The 16,929-nt window shown below is 60.0% G+C and carries 15 protein-coding genes; 6 read left to right on the top strand and 9 right to left on the bottom strand.

Features of this window, described 5'->3' with window-relative positions; all coding sequences use genetic code 11:
* Positions 1-4: 4 nt before the first annotated feature.
* The 4 genes from ACCC96_RS07685 to ACCC96_RS07670 form a co-directional block, all read right to left on the bottom strand.
* Positions 5-1,246: an FAD-dependent oxidoreductase gene (locus ACCC96_RS07685; protein WP_413695384.1), complete on the bottom strand. Its 1,242-nt coding sequence runs from the start codon at positions 1,244-1,246 to the stop codon at positions 5-7.
* On the bottom strand, positions 1,228-2,133 hold the full coding sequence (gene folD, locus ACCC96_RS07680; RefSeq protein ID WP_413695383.1) for a bifunctional methylenetetrahydrofolate dehydrogenase/methenyltetrahydrofolate cyclohydrolase FolD: 906 nt from the start codon (positions 2,131-2,133) through the stop codon (positions 1,228-1,230). The genes ACCC96_RS07685 and folD overlap by 19 nt, the downstream gene beginning before the upstream one ends.
* Positions 2,130-2,996, bottom strand: a complete 867-nt coding sequence (purU, locus tag ACCC96_RS07675) for a formyltetrahydrofolate deformylase (protein WP_413695382.1) — start codon at positions 2,994-2,996, stop codon at positions 2,130-2,132. Before purU ends, folD begins: the two co-directional genes overlap by 4 nt.
* A 243-nt stretch (positions 2,997-3,239) precedes the next feature.
* Positions 3,240-3,839: a helix-turn-helix domain-containing protein gene (locus ACCC96_RS07670; RefSeq protein ID WP_018927696.1), complete on the bottom strand. Its 600-nt coding sequence runs from the start codon at positions 3,837-3,839 to the stop codon at positions 3,240-3,242.
* 282 nt (positions 3,840-4,121) lie between these two features.
* Here ACCC96_RS07670 and glnT point away from each other — a divergent pair, with 282 nt between their 5' ends.
* The 5 genes from glnT to ACCC96_RS07645 all read left to right on the top strand — a co-directional run bounded on the left by glnT (position 4,122) and on the right by ACCC96_RS07645 (position 9,989).
* Positions 4,122-5,456, top strand: coding sequence for a type III glutamate--ammonia ligase (glnT, locus tag ACCC96_RS07665; protein WP_413695381.1), 1,335 nt, complete (start codon positions 4,122-4,124; stop codon positions 5,454-5,456).
* Between the two features lie 72 nt (positions 5,457-5,528).
* A complete protein-coding gene (locus tag ACCC96_RS07660; protein WP_413695380.1) occupies positions 5,529-6,434 on the top strand; it encodes a class II glutamine amidotransferase in 906 nt (301 codons plus the stop codon).
* 11 nt (positions 6,435-6,445) lie between these two features.
* Positions 6,446-7,129, top strand: a complete 684-nt coding sequence (locus ACCC96_RS07655; RefSeq protein WP_413695379.1) for a protein glxC — start codon at positions 6,446-6,448, stop codon at positions 7,127-7,129.
* A gap of 20 nt (positions 7,130-7,149) precedes the next feature.
* Positions 7,150-8,490 carry an FMN-binding glutamate synthase family protein gene (locus ACCC96_RS07650; protein ID WP_413695378.1) on the top strand — a complete coding sequence of 447 codons (1,341 nt, stop codon included), beginning with the start codon at positions 7,150-7,152 and terminating at the stop codon, positions 8,488-8,490.
* 173 nt (positions 8,491-8,663) lie between these two features.
* On the top strand, positions 8,664-9,989 hold the full coding sequence (locus ACCC96_RS07645; protein ID WP_413695377.1) for an ammonium transporter: 1,326 nt from the start codon (positions 8,664-8,666) through the stop codon (positions 9,987-9,989).
* Positions 9,990-10,070: 81 nt separating this feature from the next.
* On the opposite strand, the gene ACCC96_RS07640 is transcribed toward ACCC96_RS07645, so the two are convergent.
* Complete coding sequence (locus ACCC96_RS07640) at positions 10,071-11,114, bottom strand: LLM class flavin-dependent oxidoreductase (protein WP_413695376.1); 1,044 nt, start codon at positions 11,112-11,114, stop codon at positions 10,071-10,073.
* 36 nt (positions 11,115-11,150) lie between these two features.
* On the bottom strand, positions 11,151-11,636 hold the full coding sequence (locus tag ACCC96_RS07635) for a flavin reductase family protein (RefSeq protein ID WP_018927703.1): 486 nt from the start codon (positions 11,634-11,636) through the stop codon (positions 11,151-11,153).
* A 324-nt stretch (positions 11,637-11,960) separates the two neighbouring features.
* Between ACCC96_RS07635 and ACCC96_RS07630 the strand changes: the two genes are divergently transcribed.
* The gene (locus tag ACCC96_RS07630; protein WP_413695375.1) at positions 11,961-13,367 is read left to right on the top strand and encodes a purine-cytosine permease family protein; all 1,407 of its coding nucleotides are present in this window, start codon (positions 11,961-11,963) and stop codon (positions 13,365-13,367) included.
* 580 nt (positions 13,368-13,947) lie between these two features.
* Here ACCC96_RS07630 and ACCC96_RS07625 read toward each other — a convergent pair.
* The 3 genes from ACCC96_RS07625 to ACCC96_RS07615 are packed head-to-tail and all read right to left on the bottom strand — an operon-like array spanning position 13,948 to position 16,868.
* Positions 13,948-15,102 carry an ABC transporter ATP-binding protein gene (locus ACCC96_RS07625; protein ID WP_413695374.1) on the bottom strand — a complete coding sequence of 385 codons (1,155 nt, stop codon included), beginning with the start codon at positions 15,100-15,102 and terminating at the stop codon, positions 13,948-13,950.
* Positions 15,103-15,119: 17 nt separating this feature from the next.
* Positions 15,120-15,929, bottom strand: a complete 810-nt coding sequence (locus tag ACCC96_RS07620; protein WP_413695373.1) for an ABC transporter permease — start codon at positions 15,927-15,929, stop codon at positions 15,120-15,122.
* A gap of 6 nt (positions 15,930-15,935) precedes the next feature.
* Positions 15,936-16,868, bottom strand: coding sequence for an ABC transporter permease (locus tag ACCC96_RS07615; RefSeq protein WP_413695553.1), 933 nt, complete (start codon positions 16,866-16,868; stop codon positions 15,936-15,938).
* Positions 16,869-16,929 lie beyond the last annotated feature (61 nt).

Raw genomic sequence — 16,929 nt, 5'->3', positions numbered from 1 at the left:
TCCGTCAGTGGCTGGCCGCCGTGGCGCCCATTTCGTTGACTTGCTGGAAGGTCGAGAAACGTTCGAGGCCGAAGGGTTTGATCAGCTCCGGCACCTTGCCGCCGCTGGCGACCAACTCGGCCATGGTCTTGCCGCAAATCGGTGTGGCCTTGAAACCCCAGGTGCCCCAGCCGGCGTCGAGGTAGTAATTCTTCACCGGCGACAGACCCATGATCGGGCTGTAATCCGGAGTCATGTCGGTGATGCCGGCCCATTGACGCATCAGCTTGGCGTTGGCCAGGAACGGGAACATCTCGATGGCGTGGGCCAGCAGGCTTTCCTTGAGGTCCAAGGTCGACCGGGTATTGAACAATGGATAGGGATCGGAGCCGCCGCCGAACACCACTTCGCCACGACTGGTTTGCTGCACGTAGCAATGCAGCGCCGAAGAGCTCACCAGCGGATCAAGAAACGGCTTGAACGGCTGGGTGACCATCGCTTGCAGCGGGAAGGTCTGGATCGGTGAACGGATCCCGGCCTTGGCCATCAGCAAGGAGCTGTGGCCGGCAATCGCCTGTACCACGCAGCCGCACTTGATGGTGCCGCGATTGGTTTTGACGGCGGTGATGGCGCCGTTCTCGATGATCAGGTCCTGGACTTCGGTGAGCTGGTGGATTTCCACGCCGCGTTTGGCCGCCTGCTTGGCATAGCCCCAGGCCACGGCGTCATGGCGCGCGGTGGCACCGTCGATGTGCCAAAGCCCGGCGAGCACCGGCAAATGGCCGGGATCGAGGTTGAGGCTGGGCACCAGCTCGCGGATCTGCTGGCGGTCGATCATCTCGGTGCGACCGCCGAAGTGTTTGTTGACCTCGGCCCGCTGACGGAACGAACGCACCGTGGCATCGGTGTGGGCCAGGGTCAGTTGGCCGCGCTCGGAGTACATGATGTTGAAATCGAACTCGTTGGACAGCCCCTGGAACATCCGCACCGACTCGGCATAAAAGCGTACGCCCTCGCTGGTCAGGTAGTTGGAGCGGATCACCGCGGTGTTGCGGGCCGTGTTGCCGCCGCCCAGGTAGGACTTTTCCAGCACCGCGATGTTGGTGATGCCGTGGTACCTGGCCAGGTAGTAAGCAGTTGCCAGGCCATGGCCGCCGGCACCGATGATCACCACGTCATAGCTCGATTTGAGTTCCTTCGGTGGCGGCAAATCCACTTCCACCGGGTACTCCGAACTCAGCCCGTATTTCAATAGATTGAATGGCATACGGCCTCCGATTGGCTGCGTTGGGCCTGGTGTTGCGCAAGGGCTGCGGTCACGGTGTTTTTCATCAGGAAGGCGATGGTCATAGGGCCGACGCCACCGGGTACCGGAGTGATTGCCGCGACGTGGGGTAGGGCGCTGTCGAAGTCGACATCGCCCACCAGATGGCTGCGGCCATCGTCGTCGATGCGGTTGATACCGACGTCGATCACCACCGCGCCGGGCTTGAGCCAGCTGGCGTCGATCAACCGTGGCCGACCCACGGCGGCGATGACGATGTCTGCCTGACGGCACAGGGCCTTTGCATCGCGACTGCGCGAATGCAGCACGGTCACCGAGCAGTCAGATTTGAGCAGCAGCGCGGCCATGGGCTTGCCGACGATGTTCGAGCGGCCGACCACCACCGCATGCTTGCCGCGCAGATCGCCGCAGGTTTGCTCCAGCAAGTACAGGCAGCCACTGGGCGTGCAGGGCGCGAGTACCGTGCGACCCTGACTCAGTCCGCCGACGTTTTCACTGTGGAAACCGTCGACGTCCTTGTCCGGGCCGATGGCCTCCAGCGCACGTAATTCGTCGATATGCGCCGGTAACGGCAGTTGCAAGAGAATGCCGTTGATCGAGTGGTCAGCATTCAGGCAGGCGATAATATTGAGTAGCTGTTCGGTGCTGGTATCCGTTGACAACCGGTGCTCCACGGAGCGGATACCGACCTCTTCGGCGCGCAGGATTTTGTTGCGCACGTAGACTTGGCTGGCCGGGTCGCTGCCCACCAGAATCACCGCCAGTGCCGGTTGAATGTCTTGCTCGCGCAGGCTGTCCACGTCCTCGCGGACCTGCGCCAGCACACGGGCGGCGGCGGCTTTGCCGTCAATCAGTCGGGGCGCGTTCACCGGAAGATCACCGTTCTGTCCTCGTTGAGGAACACCCGGTGTTCCAGGTGGTACTTGACCGCCTTGGACAGGGCCACGGTTTCGGTGTCACGCCCGGTGGCGACCAGGTCGTCGGGAAGATAGACATGATCGACACGCTGCACTTCCTGCTCGATGATCGGCCCCTCATCGAGATCGCTGGTGACGTAATGCGCCGTGGCGCCGATCAGCTTTACACCGCGCTGGTAGGCCTGATGATAGGGCTTGGCACCCTTGAAACCGGGGAGGAACGAATGGTGAATGTTGATCGCCCGGCCCGAGAGTTGCTTGCACAGATCGTCGGAGAGGATTTGCATGTAGCGCGCCAACACCACGAGTTCAGTGCCGGTGTCGTCGACGATTTTCATCAGCTCGGCTTCCTGCCGGGCTTTGGTGTCTTTGGTGACAGGCAGGTAGATGAAGCGGATGCCCTCGCGTTCGGCCATTGGCCGCAAGTCGAGGTGGTTGGAGACGATGGCGGTGATGGTCATGTCCATTTCGCCCTTGTGGTAGCGGTAGAGCAGGTCGGTCAGGCAGTGGTCGAACTTGCTGACCATCAGCAGCACGCGCATTGGCTCGCGGGTGTCGTGCAGTTCCCAGGCCATGTCGAACGCTTGGGCGACGTCGGCGAAACCGTCCTTGATCTGCTGAATGTCGCCCTGATGACCGTCGTTGAAACGGAACACCGCACGCATGAAAAACTGGCCGCTGAAGTCGTCGTCGAATTGCGCCATCTCCCCGATGTAGCAACCGTTGTCCGCTAGGTAGGTGGTGACGGCAGCGACAATGCCGGACACCGCGGGACAGGTGATCTTGATAATGAAATGGTTTTTTTCGTGTTGCATGACACGTCCTCGGGATGATGGCGGCAGTTCATCGCATAGCGAAAAAAATCATCAGCGGACAGCAGGCTCATCCATGAGCGCATTTTCTTGTAGGGAATAATATATTCCTGATGGTGGCTTTATAGGGGAATGGCCGCGTGGCGTCCAGATCTTTTGTGAAAGTTTTTTAACTGGCAGGAAAAAGCGTGAGATCGGCATGAGCCGACCTCAAGGCATCTGAAAAGCGAGGGAGAGGGGGGGGCGTTACTCTTTGTCGTTGCCGTAATTCATGATCGACAGCATACGGATCGGCACCTGCACCAGTTGCTCGGGGCCATGGGGAATTTCGCCTTCGAAGGTCAGGCTATCACCGGCTTCCATGCGGTACAGCTGATTGCCGTGGCGATAAATCAGTTCACCTTCCAGCAAGTGCAGGAATTCGGTGCCCGGGTGGGAGAAGGTCGGAAACTCTTCACTCGCGTCATCCATGCTCACCATGTACGCCTCGAAACTCTTCTTCGGCCCACGGGTGTGATTGAGCAGATGGTAGGTGTGACCTTTCTCGGTCCCTCGCCGAACCACTTCCATGCCCTGATCAGCCTTGACCAACAACGCGCTGCCATCTTGCTGGTCGTATTCGCTGAACAATTTCGACAACGGCAGGCCCAGCACGTCGCACAGACGGCTCAGGGTATCGAGGCTGGTGGACACCTGGGCGTTTTCGATCTTGCTCAGCATGCCCTGGCTGATATCGGCAATCTTGGCCACATCGGACAGCTTCAGATCCTGCGCCTGGCGTTGGCGCTTGATCTGTAAACCCAGGTATTGCTCAAGCTTGAGGCGCGGAGCGGTTTCGGTCGGCATAGTCATCAGATCCTGCACACTTTCCGTTCAGTAATATTAGTTTCGCACTGAGAAAGTGCAAATCGCGGTGCTCGGCTCGCATCCATCGGGGCGGTATTCCCACCGGGAAAAGAATTTTCCCATATATACAGTACAAAAGCGCTTTTCTCGGCGATTCAACCCTTCACTCGCGAATCTGGCAAGGGCTTTGCATTCCTGGCGGGAAACTAACTTTCTTTTTAGGAATAAAAAGTCAGTCAAGGCCCATCCACCTGTTTTGCCTTTCGCCAGGAGTGACGAGCAATGTTGCCAGCAGAAACCCAGCGCATCATCGACAAGCACGGGATCAAGTATGTGCTTGCGCAGTTTGTGGATATTCACGGAGCGGCCAAAACCAAGTCGGTGCCCATCTGTGGGCTCAAGACCGTGGCCGAAGAGGGGGCAGGTTTTGCCGGGTTCGCGATCAGCGGCATGGGCATGGAACCGCACGGTCCGGACTTCATGGCCCGCGGCGACTTGTCGACGCTGACCCCGGTGCCTTGGCAACCGGGTTACGGGCGGGTGGTGTGCATCGGCCATGTCGATGGCAAGCCCCATCCCTATGACAGCCGTTATGTGCTGCAGCAACAAGTACAACGCCTGGAAGAAAAGGGCTGGACCCTCAACACCGGTCTGGAGCCCGAGTTCAACCTGATGCGCCGCGATGAGCAGGGCAAGCTGCAACTGGTCGACCTCAGCGACAACCTGGACAAACCTTGCTACGACTACAAAGGCCTGTCGCGCTCCCGGGTGTTTCTTGAGCGGCTGACCGAGGCTTTGCAGGCGGTGGATTTCGAGGTCTATCAAATCGACCACGAGGACGCCAACGGCCAGTTCGAGATCAACTACACCTACAGCGACGCCATGACCTCGGCGGATCGCTTCACCTTCTTCCGCATGGCCGCCGGCGAGATCGCCAATGACCTGGACATGATCTGCTCGTTCATGCCCAAACCGGACCCGAAACGCGCCGGCAACGGCATGCACTTCCACCTGTCGATCAGCAGCGCCGAGAACAAAAACCTGTTCCATGACGCCAGTGACCCGAGCGGTATGGGCCTGTCGAAACTGGCTTATCACTTCGCCGCCGGTCTTCTGGCCCACGGCCCGGCGCTCTGTGCCTTCGCCGCGCCGACAGTCAACTCCTACAAGCGTCTGGTGGTGGGCAACTCGTTGTCCGGCGCGACCTGGGCGCCGGCCTTTATTGCCTTCGGCGCCAACAACCGTTCGGCGATGGTGCGGGTGCCTTACGGCCGCCTCGAATTCCGCCTGCCGGACGCCGGTTGCAATCCCTATCTGGTCAGCGCCGCGATCATTGCGGCCGGCCTGGATGGCATCGACCGCCAGTTGGAAATCGACACTGTCTGCAATGAAAACCTCTACAGCCTGAGCCTTGAGCAGATCGCTGCGCGGGGCATCAAGACTCTGCCGCAATCGCTCAAGGAAGCCTGCGACGCGCTGGAAGCCGACCCGCTGTTCGCCGAGATGCTGGGCCCGCAGATCGTCGGCGAGTTCATCAAGCTCAAGCGCATGGAGTGGGTGGAGTACAGCCGCCATGTCTCTGACTGGGAAATCCAGCGCTACACCGAATTTTTCTGACTGTGCACTTTGACAATCATTCGGGCACCCGGCATGGCGTCGGGTGTTCACTGCCTCCGAAGGAGACTTGATATGTGTGGAATCGTAGGTCTTTATCTGAAAAATCCGCAGCTGGAATCTCAGCTCGGCCAGCTGTTTGAACCCATGTTGCAGGCCATGACCGATCGTGGCCCGGACAGTGCCGGCTTTGCCATCTACGGCGATGAAGTGGCCGAGGGCTGGGTCAAGCTGACCCTACAGGCCACCACCGAAGGCTTTGACTGGAAAACCCTGATGGGTGAGCTGGAAGGGCGTCTCGGCTGCTCGCTGGACTGGTTCCAGAACGCCAGTGCTGCCGTGCTCAAGGTCAATGCCGAAGAGACGACAGTACGTCTGGCCCTCGCGGAGCTGGCGCCGAGTGTGCGCATCATGAGCGCCGGGCAGAGCATCGAAATCCTCAAGGGCATGGGCTTGCCCCAGGAGATTTCCCAACGCTTTGGCCTGGCCGGCATGAAGGGCAGCCACATCATCGGCCACACCCGGATGGCCACCGAAAGCGCGGTGACCATGGAAGGCAGCCACCCGTTCTCCACCGGCGCCGACCTGTGCCTGGTGCACAACGGCTCGCTTTCCAACCACTTCCGCCTGCGTCAGGAACTCAAGCGCGAAGGCATCCATTTCGAAACCGACAACGACACTGAAGTCGCCGCCGGTTATCTGACCTGGCGCCTGCAACAGGGCGATTCGTTGAAGGAGGCACTGGACCATTCGCTGGAAGACCTGGACGGTTTCTTCACCTTCGCCATCGGCACCCGCAACGGCTTTGCGGTGATCCGCGACCCGATTGCCTGCAAGCCGGCGATCCTCGCCGAGACCGACGACTACGTCGCCATGGCTTCCGAATACCAGGCGCTGTCGAGCCTGCCGGGGATCGAACACGCCAGGGTCTGGGAACCGGCACCGGCCACTATGTACATCTGGGAACGCGAGTCAGCTTAAGGGGCGCACACATGAAAACCATCGATCTTTCCGTTGCCACCGTGCGCGACCTCAATCAGGCGCTGCACGACCAGGTCAACAACGTTGAACACCGCGAGTGGGTAGTGACTCATTCGAACGGCAAGCACAACCTTGCGGTCGGGGTGAACCAAGCCGTGTCCATCGATATTCAGGGCCACGCCGGTTACTACTGCGCCGGCATGAACCAGAAAGCTTCGATCACCGTCCACGGCAATGTCGGTGTTGGTTGCGCCGAGAACATGATGTCCGGCTACGTCCGGGTCAAAGGCAGCGCCTCGCAGGCAGCAGGTGCCACGGCCCATGGCGGCTTGTTGGTGATTGAAGGTGATGCCGGGGCACGCTGCGGGATTTCCATGAAAGGCATCGACATCGTGGTCGGCGGCAGCATCGGCCATATGAGCTGTTTCATGGGCCAGGCTGGTCGTCTCGTGGTCTGCGGTGATGCCGGCGATGCGCTGGGCGATTCGTTGTACGAAACCCACATCTACGTGAAGGGTACCGTCGAGTCCCTGGGCTCGGACTGCATTGAAAAAGAGATGCGCGCCGAGCACCTGGAAGAGCTGCAAGGGCTACTCAACCGCGCTGGTTTCGAGCACGACGCGGCTGACTTCAAGCGCTACGGTTCCGCCCGTCAGTTGTACAACTTCAAAGTCGATAACGCATCCGCGTACTGATCCGCGCGAGGAGAATAGACATGAGCGACCCTACTACCCAAAAAGCAGGCACTCCAGTGTTGCGTGAGTCCGCGACCTTCGACCGCCTGACCATCCAGGAAATCCAGCGTGCCGCCGAGACCGGCATCTATGACATTCGTGGCGGTGGCACCAAGCGCAAGCTGCCGCACTTCGATGACTTGCTGCTGCTCGGCGCCAGTGTTTCACGCTACCCGCTGGAAGGTTATCGGGAGAAGTGCGGCACCGATGTGATCCTCGGCAACCGCTTCGCCAAGAAGCCGATTCACTTGAAGATTCCGGTGACCATCGCCGGCATGAGTTTCGGTGCGTTGTCGGCCAATGCTAAAGAAGCCCTGGGCCGTGGCGCGACCATCGCCGGCACCAGCACCACTACCGGTGACGGTGGAATGACCCCAGAAGAACGCGGTCAATCCCAGCACTTGGTTTATCAGTATTTGCCATCGCGCTACGGCATGAACCCAGACGACCTGCGCAAGGCTGATGCTATCGAGATCGTCCTGGGCCAGGGCGCCAAACCTGGTGGCGGCGGCATGCTGCTGGGCATGAAAGTCACTGAGCGAGTCGCTGGCATGCGCACGCTACCGATCGGTGTCGACCAGCGCAGCGCCTGCCGTCACCCGGACTGGACCGGCCCGGATGACCTGGCGATCAAGATTGCCGAAATCCGCGAAATCACGGATTGGGAAAAACCGATCTACGTGAAAATCGGCGCGAGCCGGCCGTACTACGACGTCAAGTTGGCGGTGAAGGCCGGCGCCGACGTGATTGTCCTCGACGGTATGCAGGGCGGCACCGCGGCGACTCAGGAAGTGTTTATCGAACACGTGGGGATTCCGATTCTGCCGGCCATCCCGCAAGCGGTACAGGCTTTACAGGAGATGGGCATGCATCGCAAGGTGCAGCTGATTGTTTCCGGCGGTATTCGCAATGGCGCCGACGTGGCCAAGGCCATGGCCCTGGGCGCAGATGCGGTGGCCATTGGCACGGCGGCACTGATCGCGCTGGGCGACAACCACCCACGACTGGATGATGAGCTGAAGAAGATCGGTTCGGCCGCCGGTTTCTATGACGACTGGCAGAACGGTCGTGACCCGGCCGGGATCACCACGCAGGACCCGGAACTGTCCAAACGCCTGGACCCAGTGGAAGGCGGTCGGCGTCTGGCCAACTACCTGCGGGTGTTGGTGCTGGAGGCGCAGACCATGGCCCGGGCGTGCGGCAAGTCGCACCTGCATAACCTCGATCCCGAGGATCTGGTGGCATTGACGGTGGAGTCGGCTGCCATGGCCCGGGTGCCATTGGCGGGGACCAACTGGGTTCCGGGCTCGGGTGGTTATTGATACCGGTGAGATAACCTGTGGCGAGGGGGCTTGCCCTCTCGCCACACATATTTCGGTTGGCCTGCCGGATCGCCGCAGGCTTGCCCAACGATCAAGAGTCTCCCAAGAGACCCGTACACACTCACCTTGCTCACTGCCCGACACTTCCCATTTCTTTTGCAGGAGCTTTGAACATGGTCAATCGTCTTCTCGGCAAGTCCCTTATCGGCCTACTGGCCGCCGTCGCGGTCGTACCACTGGCGCAGGCGGCCGATGCACCGACTTTGAACACCGGCAGCACCGCCTGGATGGTCACCGCCGCCGTGTTGGTGTTGTTCATGTGTCTGCCAGGCCTTGCGTTGTTTTACGGCGGTCTGGTTCGCGCAAAAAACATGCTGTCGTTGTTTACCCAGTGCTTTGGTATCGCGGGGGTGGTCGGCGTGCTTTGGGTGATCTACGGCTACAGCATGGTGGTAGATAGCACCGGCATGGTCGAGGGACAGGTGACCGTTAACAGCTTCGTCGGCGGCTTGAGCCGGGCCTTTCTGGCGGGTATGACCCCCGATAGCTTGGTAGGCGAAATTCCGGAAGGGGTGTTTGTGACCTTCCAGATGACCTTCGCCATCATCACCCCGGCGCTGATCGCCGGGGCATTCGCCGAACGCATGAAGTTCTCGGCGGCGCTGCTGTTCATGGCGCTGTGGTTCACCCTCGTGTACGCCCCGGTAGCGCACATGGTCTGGGGTGGTTCGGGGGCATTGATGCATAACTGGGGCGTCCTCGACTTTGCCGGTGGCACCGCGGTACATATCAATGCGGGTGTTGCAGCGCTGGCGGCGTGCCTGATTCTGGGCAAACGCAAGGGTTACCAAAACGAGCCAATGCCGGCCCATAACTTGAGCCTGACCATGGCCGGTGCGGCCATGCTCTGGGTCGGCTGGTTCGGCTTCAACATCGGCTCCGGCGGCGGTCTGAATGGCACCTCCGGCATCGTCATGCTCAACACCCAGCTGGGCGCTTGCGCCGGGATTCTCGGCTGGATGTTCACCGAGTGGTTCAAGGTCGGCAAGCCAAGTGCCCTGGGCCTGGCCAGTGGGGCTTTGGCCGGTCTGGTGGGCATCACGCCGGCGTGCGCCTATGTCGGCGTTGGAGGTGCGTTGGCTATTGGTCTGCTGTGCGGGGTGTTCTGCTACTTGAGCGTCACCGTGCTGAAACGTCGCTTCGGTTATGACGACAGTCTCGACGTGTTCGGCTTGCACGGTATCGGCGGGATGATTGGCGCGATCCTGACCGGGGTGTTCTGCATACCATCTATGGGCGGGCTGGTGGAGGGCGTGACCCTGGGAGGACAAGTCTGGGCGCAGATCAAAGGCGTTGCGCTGACCACGGTCTATTGCTTCGTGGTGAGCTGGGTCATTCTCAAACTCGTCAATGTCCTGGTCGGCTTACGGGCTGATGAATCGGTGGAGGACATGGGGCTGGATCTGGCCGAGCACAATGAGCGTGCCTACAACCATTGAGGTCTGGCGCGGACAGCACAACGCCGGCATGAGCCGGCGTTTTGCTGATCAGGGTTTTATCGCAAAGCCTGACCGGTGACCTCAGCGAAACGCCGGCACCACCTGCTTGATGAACAGCTCCAGGGATTTTTTCTTCTCCGCATGGGGCAGGCTGTTGTCGCACCAGAAGCTGAATTCGTCGACGCCCAGTTCCTGGTAGTACTTGATGCGCGGGATGATTTCTTCCGCGGTGCCGATCATCGCAGTCTTGTGCAGGCTCTCCAGTTCGAACTCGGGGCGACCGGCGAATTTCTCTTCCGGGCTCGGTTCCAGGAAACCGTTGACCGGCGTTGTCTTGTTACCGAACCAGGCATCGAAAGTGCGGTAGAACTTGGAGATTGCCTTGGCCCCGACTTTCCAGCCCTCAGGGTCATCAGCCGCATGCACATGCGTGTGGCGCAGCACCATCAATTGCGGGCGCGGCACGTTCGGATTGTTGTCGAGGGCGGTCTGGAACTTGTTCTTCAGGTCGAGGACTTCTTCGTCGCCCTTCATCAATGGCGTGACCATAACGTTGCAGCCGTTGGCCACGGCGAAGTTGTGCGAATCCGGGTCGCGGGCGGCGATCCACATCGGCGGGTTGGGCTTCTGGATCGGCTTGGGCACGCTGGTGGAGGTGGGGAATTTCCAGATCTCGCCATCGTGGGCGTAGTCGCCTTGCCACAGGGCGCGCACCACCGGGACCATTTCCCGTAGCGCCTGACCGCCGGAAGAAGCGGGCATGCCGCCAGCCATACGATCGAACTCCACCTGATACGCGCCACGGGCCAGACCGACTTCCATGCGACCGTTACTGATCACGTCCAGCAGCGCGCATTCACCGGCCACCCGCAGCGGGTGCCAGAACGGCGCGATGATGGTGCCGGCGCCGAGGTGAATAGTGGTGGTCTTGGCGGCCAGATAGGCCAGCAACGGCATCGGGCTTGGCGAGATGGTGTATTCCATGGCGTGGTGTTCGCCGATCCACACGGTGCTGAACCCACCGGCCTCGGCCATCAGGGTCAGTTCGGTCAGGTCTTCGAACAACTGACGGTGGCTGACGCTTTCGTCCCAACGTTCCATGTGCACGAACAGGGAAAACTTCATGACGCTTACCTCTAATCTTTGTTATTGGCTGTCGGTTCAGGCGAGGACGGGCAGGGCGCCCATCTTGCCGTGGCAGTACACCAGCGGGCCGGCGGTGTGCTGCGGCACTATCAGGTTCTTCACGGCGCCGACCATGATCGCGTGGTCGCCGCCTTCATATTCGCGCCACAACTCGCATTCGATGACGGCCGTGGCGTTGGCCAGGATCGGGTTGCCCAGCTCGCTCAATGTCCATTCGATCCCTTGCGCCTTGTCCTTGCCTTTGCGGGCGAAAGCATAGGCTTCGCTTTGCTGGCCGCCGGAAAGGACGTGGATGGCAAAGCGTTTGTTCTTGATCAATACGGGATAGGAATCGGAACTGTAGTTGGGACAGAACAGCACCAGGGCCGGGTCCATGGACAGCGAGCTGAATGCGCTGGCGGTGAGACCGACGATTTGTCCATCGTCATCCAGCGTGGTGATGACCGTCACCCCGGACGGGAACGAGCCCATGACTTGTTTGTAGATGGCGGCATCGATCATTGGAGGGTCCTCGGGTGCTGTGAGGTGGTTTTTATGAATTTATAGGTCTGATGGTATACCGTAATACATAGTTTGCAAGGGCTTTTTATCTTTGCCGATAAACGCATGTCGAGGGCATAAAGCCCAACGTTTTCGGGGTTTGTGGCGCGAATTTGAGTACTGACGGCCCCAGAAGGTGCAGATCAGATTACCGGTAAAGTATCGGATCAGCCTTGTGAAAAAGTTGGAATACCATAATATGGTTCGCATCTGAGGGGCTGCCAAAGCGCACCCCCGGTTTGGCTTCGTACAACTATAAGATCAGACAAACTCGAGTTCATGCACATGTCCCAGATGTCCCGGCAAGACCCGTTGATCGAGAATCACACGGTCGATTACGTCCCTCTCGCGGAACGCCATGGGAAGGCCCGCGACCTGTTCACTTTATGGTTCAGCACTAACATTGCACCGTTGCCGATCGTGACGGGGGCGATGGTGGTTCAGGTGTTTCACCTCAACCTGTTCTGGGGGCTGCTGGCGATTGCCCTCGGGCATATGCTCGGCGGGCTGGTGATCGCCCTTGCATCGGCCCAGGGCCCGCGTATGGGCATTCCGCAGATGGTCCAGAGCCGTGGCCAGTTCGGCCGTTATGGCGCGCTGCTGATTGTGTTTTTCGCCGCGCTGATCTACATCGGCTTCTTCATTTCCAACATCGTGTTGGCCGGCAAGTCGATTGTTGGTATCGCGCCTTCGGTCCCGGTGCCGTTGAGTATCATCATCGGTGCCCTTGGTGCCACAGCCATTGGTGTGATCGGTTACAACTTCATCCACACCCTCAACCGCATCGGTACTTGGGTGATGGGCAGCGCACTGCTTGCCGGGTTTATCTACATCTTCGCCCATGAACTGCCATCGGATTTCCTCACTCGCGGCAGCTTCAACCTCTCCGGCTGGCTCGCCACGGTGTCGCTGGGGATCATCTGGCAGATCAGTTTCTCGCCTTATGTGTCGGACTATTCCCGTTACCTGCCAGCGGATATCGGTATCGCCAAACCGTTCTGGGCCACTTACCTGGGCGCGATCCTGGGCACCATTCTGTCGTTTAGCTTCGGCGCGGTGGCGGTGCTGGCGACCCCGGAAGGTACTGAAGCGATGGCCGCGGTGAAACAGTCCACCGGCTGGCTGGGGCCGATCCTGATGGTGCTGTTTTTGCTCAACATCATCAGCCACAACGCCTTGAATCTGTATGGCGCGGTGCTGTCGATCATCACCTCGATCCAGACCTTCGCCAGCCAGTGGACGCCGAGCATCAGGCTGCGGGTGGTACTGTCGAGTGGGGTGCTGGCGGGCTGCTGTGTCGTCGCGTTGGGCGCTTCGGCGGACTTCATCTCGCAGTTCATCGGGTTGATCCTGGCACTGTTGCTGGTACTGGTACCGTGGGCGTCGATCAACCTGATCGACTTCTATGTGATCAAGCGTGGTCATTACGACATCGCGTCGATCTTCCGCGCTGATGGCGGGATCTATGGACGCTTCAATCTGCATGCGATCGTTGCGTACTTCATCGGGATTATCGTGCAGCTGCCGTTTGCCAATACGTCGTTGTATGTCGGGCCGTATGCCAATCTGGTCGAGGGCGCGGATATGTCGTGGCTGGTGGGGTTGGTGGCGACTTGTCCGCTTTACTACTGTTTGGCTACGCGTGGCCATACGCAACAGAGCAAAGCTGCGCAGCTGGGGTATACCGACTAATCAACTCCCGTCTAATACCCGTCTGAAAATGCCCGGCTTATGCCGGGCATTTTTGTTTCTGCGGCAATGGCTGCTTGGGATCGGCGTACATATCCATTTTTGTGGTAACGGTGGCGTAGGATTCCGCCCTGCGTAATGCCTACGCTCGCCTCTGGGAAAGAGGCAGGCAGATCAAGATCAAATCAAAAACAGCAAGATCAAAAGATCGCAGCCTTCGGCAGCTCCAACACGTGCGCTTGAAGTGGGGCGGCCGGTAGGCTGCTTCACTTCCTCGAGAGGCTTCGTTCAGGTGCTGCTCAGTGGACAATCCGGCATGAATGCTGGGTTAGTCGCTCCCGGTCATGGACAGCCGATGGAGGCGGGCCACATGGAGCAGGATCGGAACACGGGCACCCTGAGCCCAGGCGAAGGGCCGAACGAAAGGGCAAGAACCCTTTGGTTACTTTGAGGCTTTTTGTATAGCCCGCAGAAATGGATATCCCCACCAACCCAAGAACAAAAAAGGCCGCCGCAACCCGACGTTGCGGCGACCTGAGAGTGATAGATATCGTGCGGCCCACTGGCATGGGCCGACGTAGGACTAATGCGCGCCAGCAGCCTTGTTCAAATCGCTTTCCGCCCATTCGGTATAAACGCAAGCATCCGCCGTCGCCCAGCGCACGCGCACCGGGTCGCCGGCCTTGAGTGGCATGCCGGCCGCAGAGAGGGCCTTGACGGTCATCGACGTACCACCCGAGGTGACCACGCTGCAGGTCTGGCTTTCCCCAAGAAACAGCACTTCCACCACGTTGGCCGAGACTTCATTCCAGCCCGCCGCCAACGGTTCTTGACTGGCCTGTTCGACACTCAGGGCCAATGCTTTTTCCGGACGCACCATCAGCAATACATCCTGATCGGTTTGCAGGCCGGCAGTCAGGCGAATCGACAACGACTGGCCTTCAAACGAAGCCACCGCATTGCCCTGGGCCTTGAGCTTGAGGAAGTTGGAGTTGCCGAGGAACGAGGCGACAAAGGCGTTCGGTGGATTCTGATACAGGTCAAAGCCACTGCCCAATCCAACGATCTTGCCATGGCTGAAGATCGCGATGCGCTGGGACAAACGCATGGCTTCTTCCTGATCGTGGGTCACGTAGATGATGGTGATACCGAGCCGCCGATGCAGTTGACGCAGTTCGTCCTGCAAGTCTTCGCGCAGCTTTTTATCCAGCGCGCCGAGGGGTTCGTCCATCAGCAAAATACGTGGCTCATAGACCAGCGCCCGAGCGATCGCTACCCGTTGCTGCTGACCACCGGAAAGTTGGGAGGGGCGGCGATGGGCAAACTGCTCAAGCTGTACCAGTTTGAGCATGGCATCGACCCGGCGCTCGCGTTCGGCGGGGGCTAGTTTGCGAATCGACAACGGGAACGCGATGTTGTCGCGCACCGACAGGTGCGGGAATAGCGAGTAACGTTGGAACACCATGCCGATGTCGCGCTTGTGCGGCGGCACGTTGACCAGCGATTGGCCATTGACCAGGATCTCGCCGCTGCTCGGGGTTTCGAACCCGGCGAGCATTGACAGGGTGGTGCTTTTGCCGGAGCCGCTGGAGCCCAGGAAGGTGAGGAATTCACCGTCCTTGATGTCCAGCGAGATGTTGTCCACGGCGGCGAAGTCGCCGTAGTACTTGTTCAGGTTGTGCAGGCTGACCAGTGGTTTGTCGTTCTGCTGCGCGGAATCTTTGATGACGGCACTCATGTCGTTCTCCTGGGCGCTCAGGCGCTGATTTGATTGCGCCGGCGAACGGCGGCGGCGATGACCATGACCAATACCGAGAGGCCGATCAACAGCGTCGAGGCGACGGCGATCACAGGCGTCAGGTCCTGGCGCAGGGTGGTCCACATTTTTACCGGAAGGGTTTGCAGGGTCGGGCTGGCCATCATCACGCTCAGCACCACTTCATCCCACGACACCAGGAACGCGAACAGCGCACCGGCGACCATGCCCGGGCGGATTGCCGGAAAGGTCACCTTGAACACCGCTTGCAGGCGCGAGGCACCGCAGATCACCGCGGCATCTTCGATCGACTGATCGAACAGCTTCAGCGAGTTGATGATCGAGATGATGGTGAACGGCAGCGCAACGATCACGTGGCTGACCACGAAAGCGAACATGGTCCCGGTGTAGCCGAGCTTGAGAAACAGCGCATACACCGCCACCGCGATGATCACCAGCGGCACGATCATCGGCAGGGTGAACAGGCCATAGAGCATTTCCCGTCCCGGGAAGCGCCCGCGCACCAAGGCAAACGCAGTCGGCAAGCCCAGGGCTACGGCGCAGATCGTAGTCAGCACCGCCACCTTGAGACTGGCCATGGCGGCGTTCATCCAGTCGGCGTTGGAGAAGAACTGGCCGTACCATTTCAGTGTCCAGCCCGGTGGCGGGAACACCAGCCACTGGGAGGAGCCGAAGGACAGCAGCACGATGAACACGATCGGCAACAGCAGGAACAACGCGATCAGCCCGGTGGTGAAGTACAGGCCGAAACGCATCCGGCGGCTCATGGCATTGGGGGTCAGGAGCATGACGGCTTACCTCGCGTTGCTGGCGCCAACCGGGGATTCCGGCTGGAGCTTCAGGTAGAAGTAGAACAACACCAGCGTGATCACGATCAGCAAGGCTGCGCCGGCGCTGGCCAGTCCCCAGTTGAGGAACGACTGCACCTGCTGAATGATGAATTCCGGCAGCATCATGTTCTGCGCGCCGCCCAGCAGGGCCGGGGTCACGTAGTAACCGAGGGACATCACGAACACCATCAGGCCACCGGAGAACAGCCCCGGCCGGCACAGCGGTAGGAACACCCGGAAGAAATTGGTCCAGGGGCTGGCGCCGCAAATCGAACCGGCCTGCAGAATCATCGGGTCGATGGCCTGCATGGTCGCCTGCAATGGCAGCACAATGAACGGGATCATGATGTAGCTCATGCCGATCACCACGCCGGTCAGGTTGTGCACCATTTCCAGGGGTTGATCGATGATACCCATTGCCATCAGCGCCTTGTTGATTACCCCGGAGGCCTGCAACAGCACCAGCCAGGAATAGGTTCGCGCCAACAGGCTGGTCCACATCGACAGCAGCACGATGTTGAGCACCCAGCGGCCCCAGCCACGGGGCACCAGCGTGATTGCCCATGCCAGGGGAAAGCCCAGCAGCAGGCTGAACAGGGTTACAAGACCGGCCACCGAGAAGGTGTTGAGCAAGACCCGCGCATAAGCCGAGTTGGCGAACAGTTGTTCGTAGTTGCCCAAGCCAGGCGTCGGCTCAAGCACGCCACGCAGCAACAGACCAATCAACGGCGCCAGAAAGAACAGACCTAGGAACAGCAGGGCGGGGATCAGGTTGCTTGAACCGCGCCAGCGCTGTGCCAGGGAAGGGGATTTGTTCATCGCAGCCGCCTTGCCGGGAACCGCGCCGGGGGGGGGGCCCCCCGGTCCCTGCCCCGGAGCTTGGGCATGCCGAGCCAAGGCGAGGCACCGAACGAAAGGGGCAAGAGCGCTTTGGTTACTTTCGCGCTTTTCGAAAGTG

Source organism: Pseudomonas sp. Pseusp11 (genome assembly GCF_047304405.1).
Classification (GTDB): Bacteria; Pseudomonadota; Gammaproteobacteria; order Pseudomonadales; family Pseudomonadaceae; genus Aquipseudomonas.
Note: the sequence above shows the minus strand (reverse complement) of the source record. Positions and strands in the feature narration are given on the sequence as shown.

Excerpts from the sequence above, each read along its gene's own strand:
- ACCC96_RS07670 (WP_018927696.1), bottom strand. The coding sequence starts at position 3,839 with ATGCCGACCGAAACCGCTCCGCGCCTCAAGCTTGAGCAATACCTGGGT.
- ACCC96_RS07645 (WP_413695377.1), top strand. The coding sequence starts at position 8,664 with ATGGTCAATCGTCTTCTCGGCAAGTCCCTTATCGGCCTACTGGCCGCC.
- ACCC96_RS07630 (WP_413695375.1), top strand. The coding sequence starts at position 11,961 with ATGTCCCAGATGTCCCGGCAAGACCCGTTGATCGAGAATCACACGGTC.
- ACCC96_RS07655 (WP_413695379.1), top strand. The coding sequence starts at position 6,446 with ATGAAAACCATCGATCTTTCCGTTGCCACCGTGCGCGACCTCAATCAG.
- ACCC96_RS07625 (WP_413695374.1), bottom strand. The coding sequence starts at position 15,102 with ATGAGTGCCGTCATCAAAGATTCCGCGCAGCAGAACGACAAACCACTG.
- purU (WP_413695382.1), bottom strand. The coding sequence starts at position 2,996 with ATGCAACACGAAAAAAACCATTTCATTATCAAGATCACCTGTCCCGCG.
- glnT (WP_413695381.1), top strand. The coding sequence starts at position 4,122 with ATGTTGCCAGCAGAAACCCAGCGCATCATCGACAAGCACGGGATCAAG.
- ACCC96_RS07640 (WP_413695376.1), bottom strand. The coding sequence starts at position 11,114 with ATGAAGTTTTCCCTGTTCGTGCACATGGAACGTTGGGACGAAAGCGTC.
- ACCC96_RS07650 (WP_413695378.1), top strand. The coding sequence starts at position 7,150 with ATGAGCGACCCTACTACCCAAAAAGCAGGCACTCCAGTGTTGCGTGAG.
- ACCC96_RS07620 (WP_413695373.1), bottom strand. The coding sequence starts at position 15,929 with ATGCTCCTGACCCCCAATGCCATGAGCCGCCGGATGCGTTTCGGCCTG.
- ACCC96_RS07685 (WP_413695384.1), bottom strand. The coding sequence starts at position 1,246 with ATGCCATTCAATCTATTGAAATACGGGCTGAGTTCGGAGTACCCGGTG.
- ACCC96_RS07660 (WP_413695380.1), top strand. The coding sequence starts at position 5,529 with ATGTGTGGAATCGTAGGTCTTTATCTGAAAAATCCGCAGCTGGAATCT.
- ACCC96_RS07635 (WP_018927703.1), bottom strand. The coding sequence starts at position 11,636 with ATGATCGATGCCGCCATCTACAAACAAGTCATGGGCTCGTTCCCGTCC.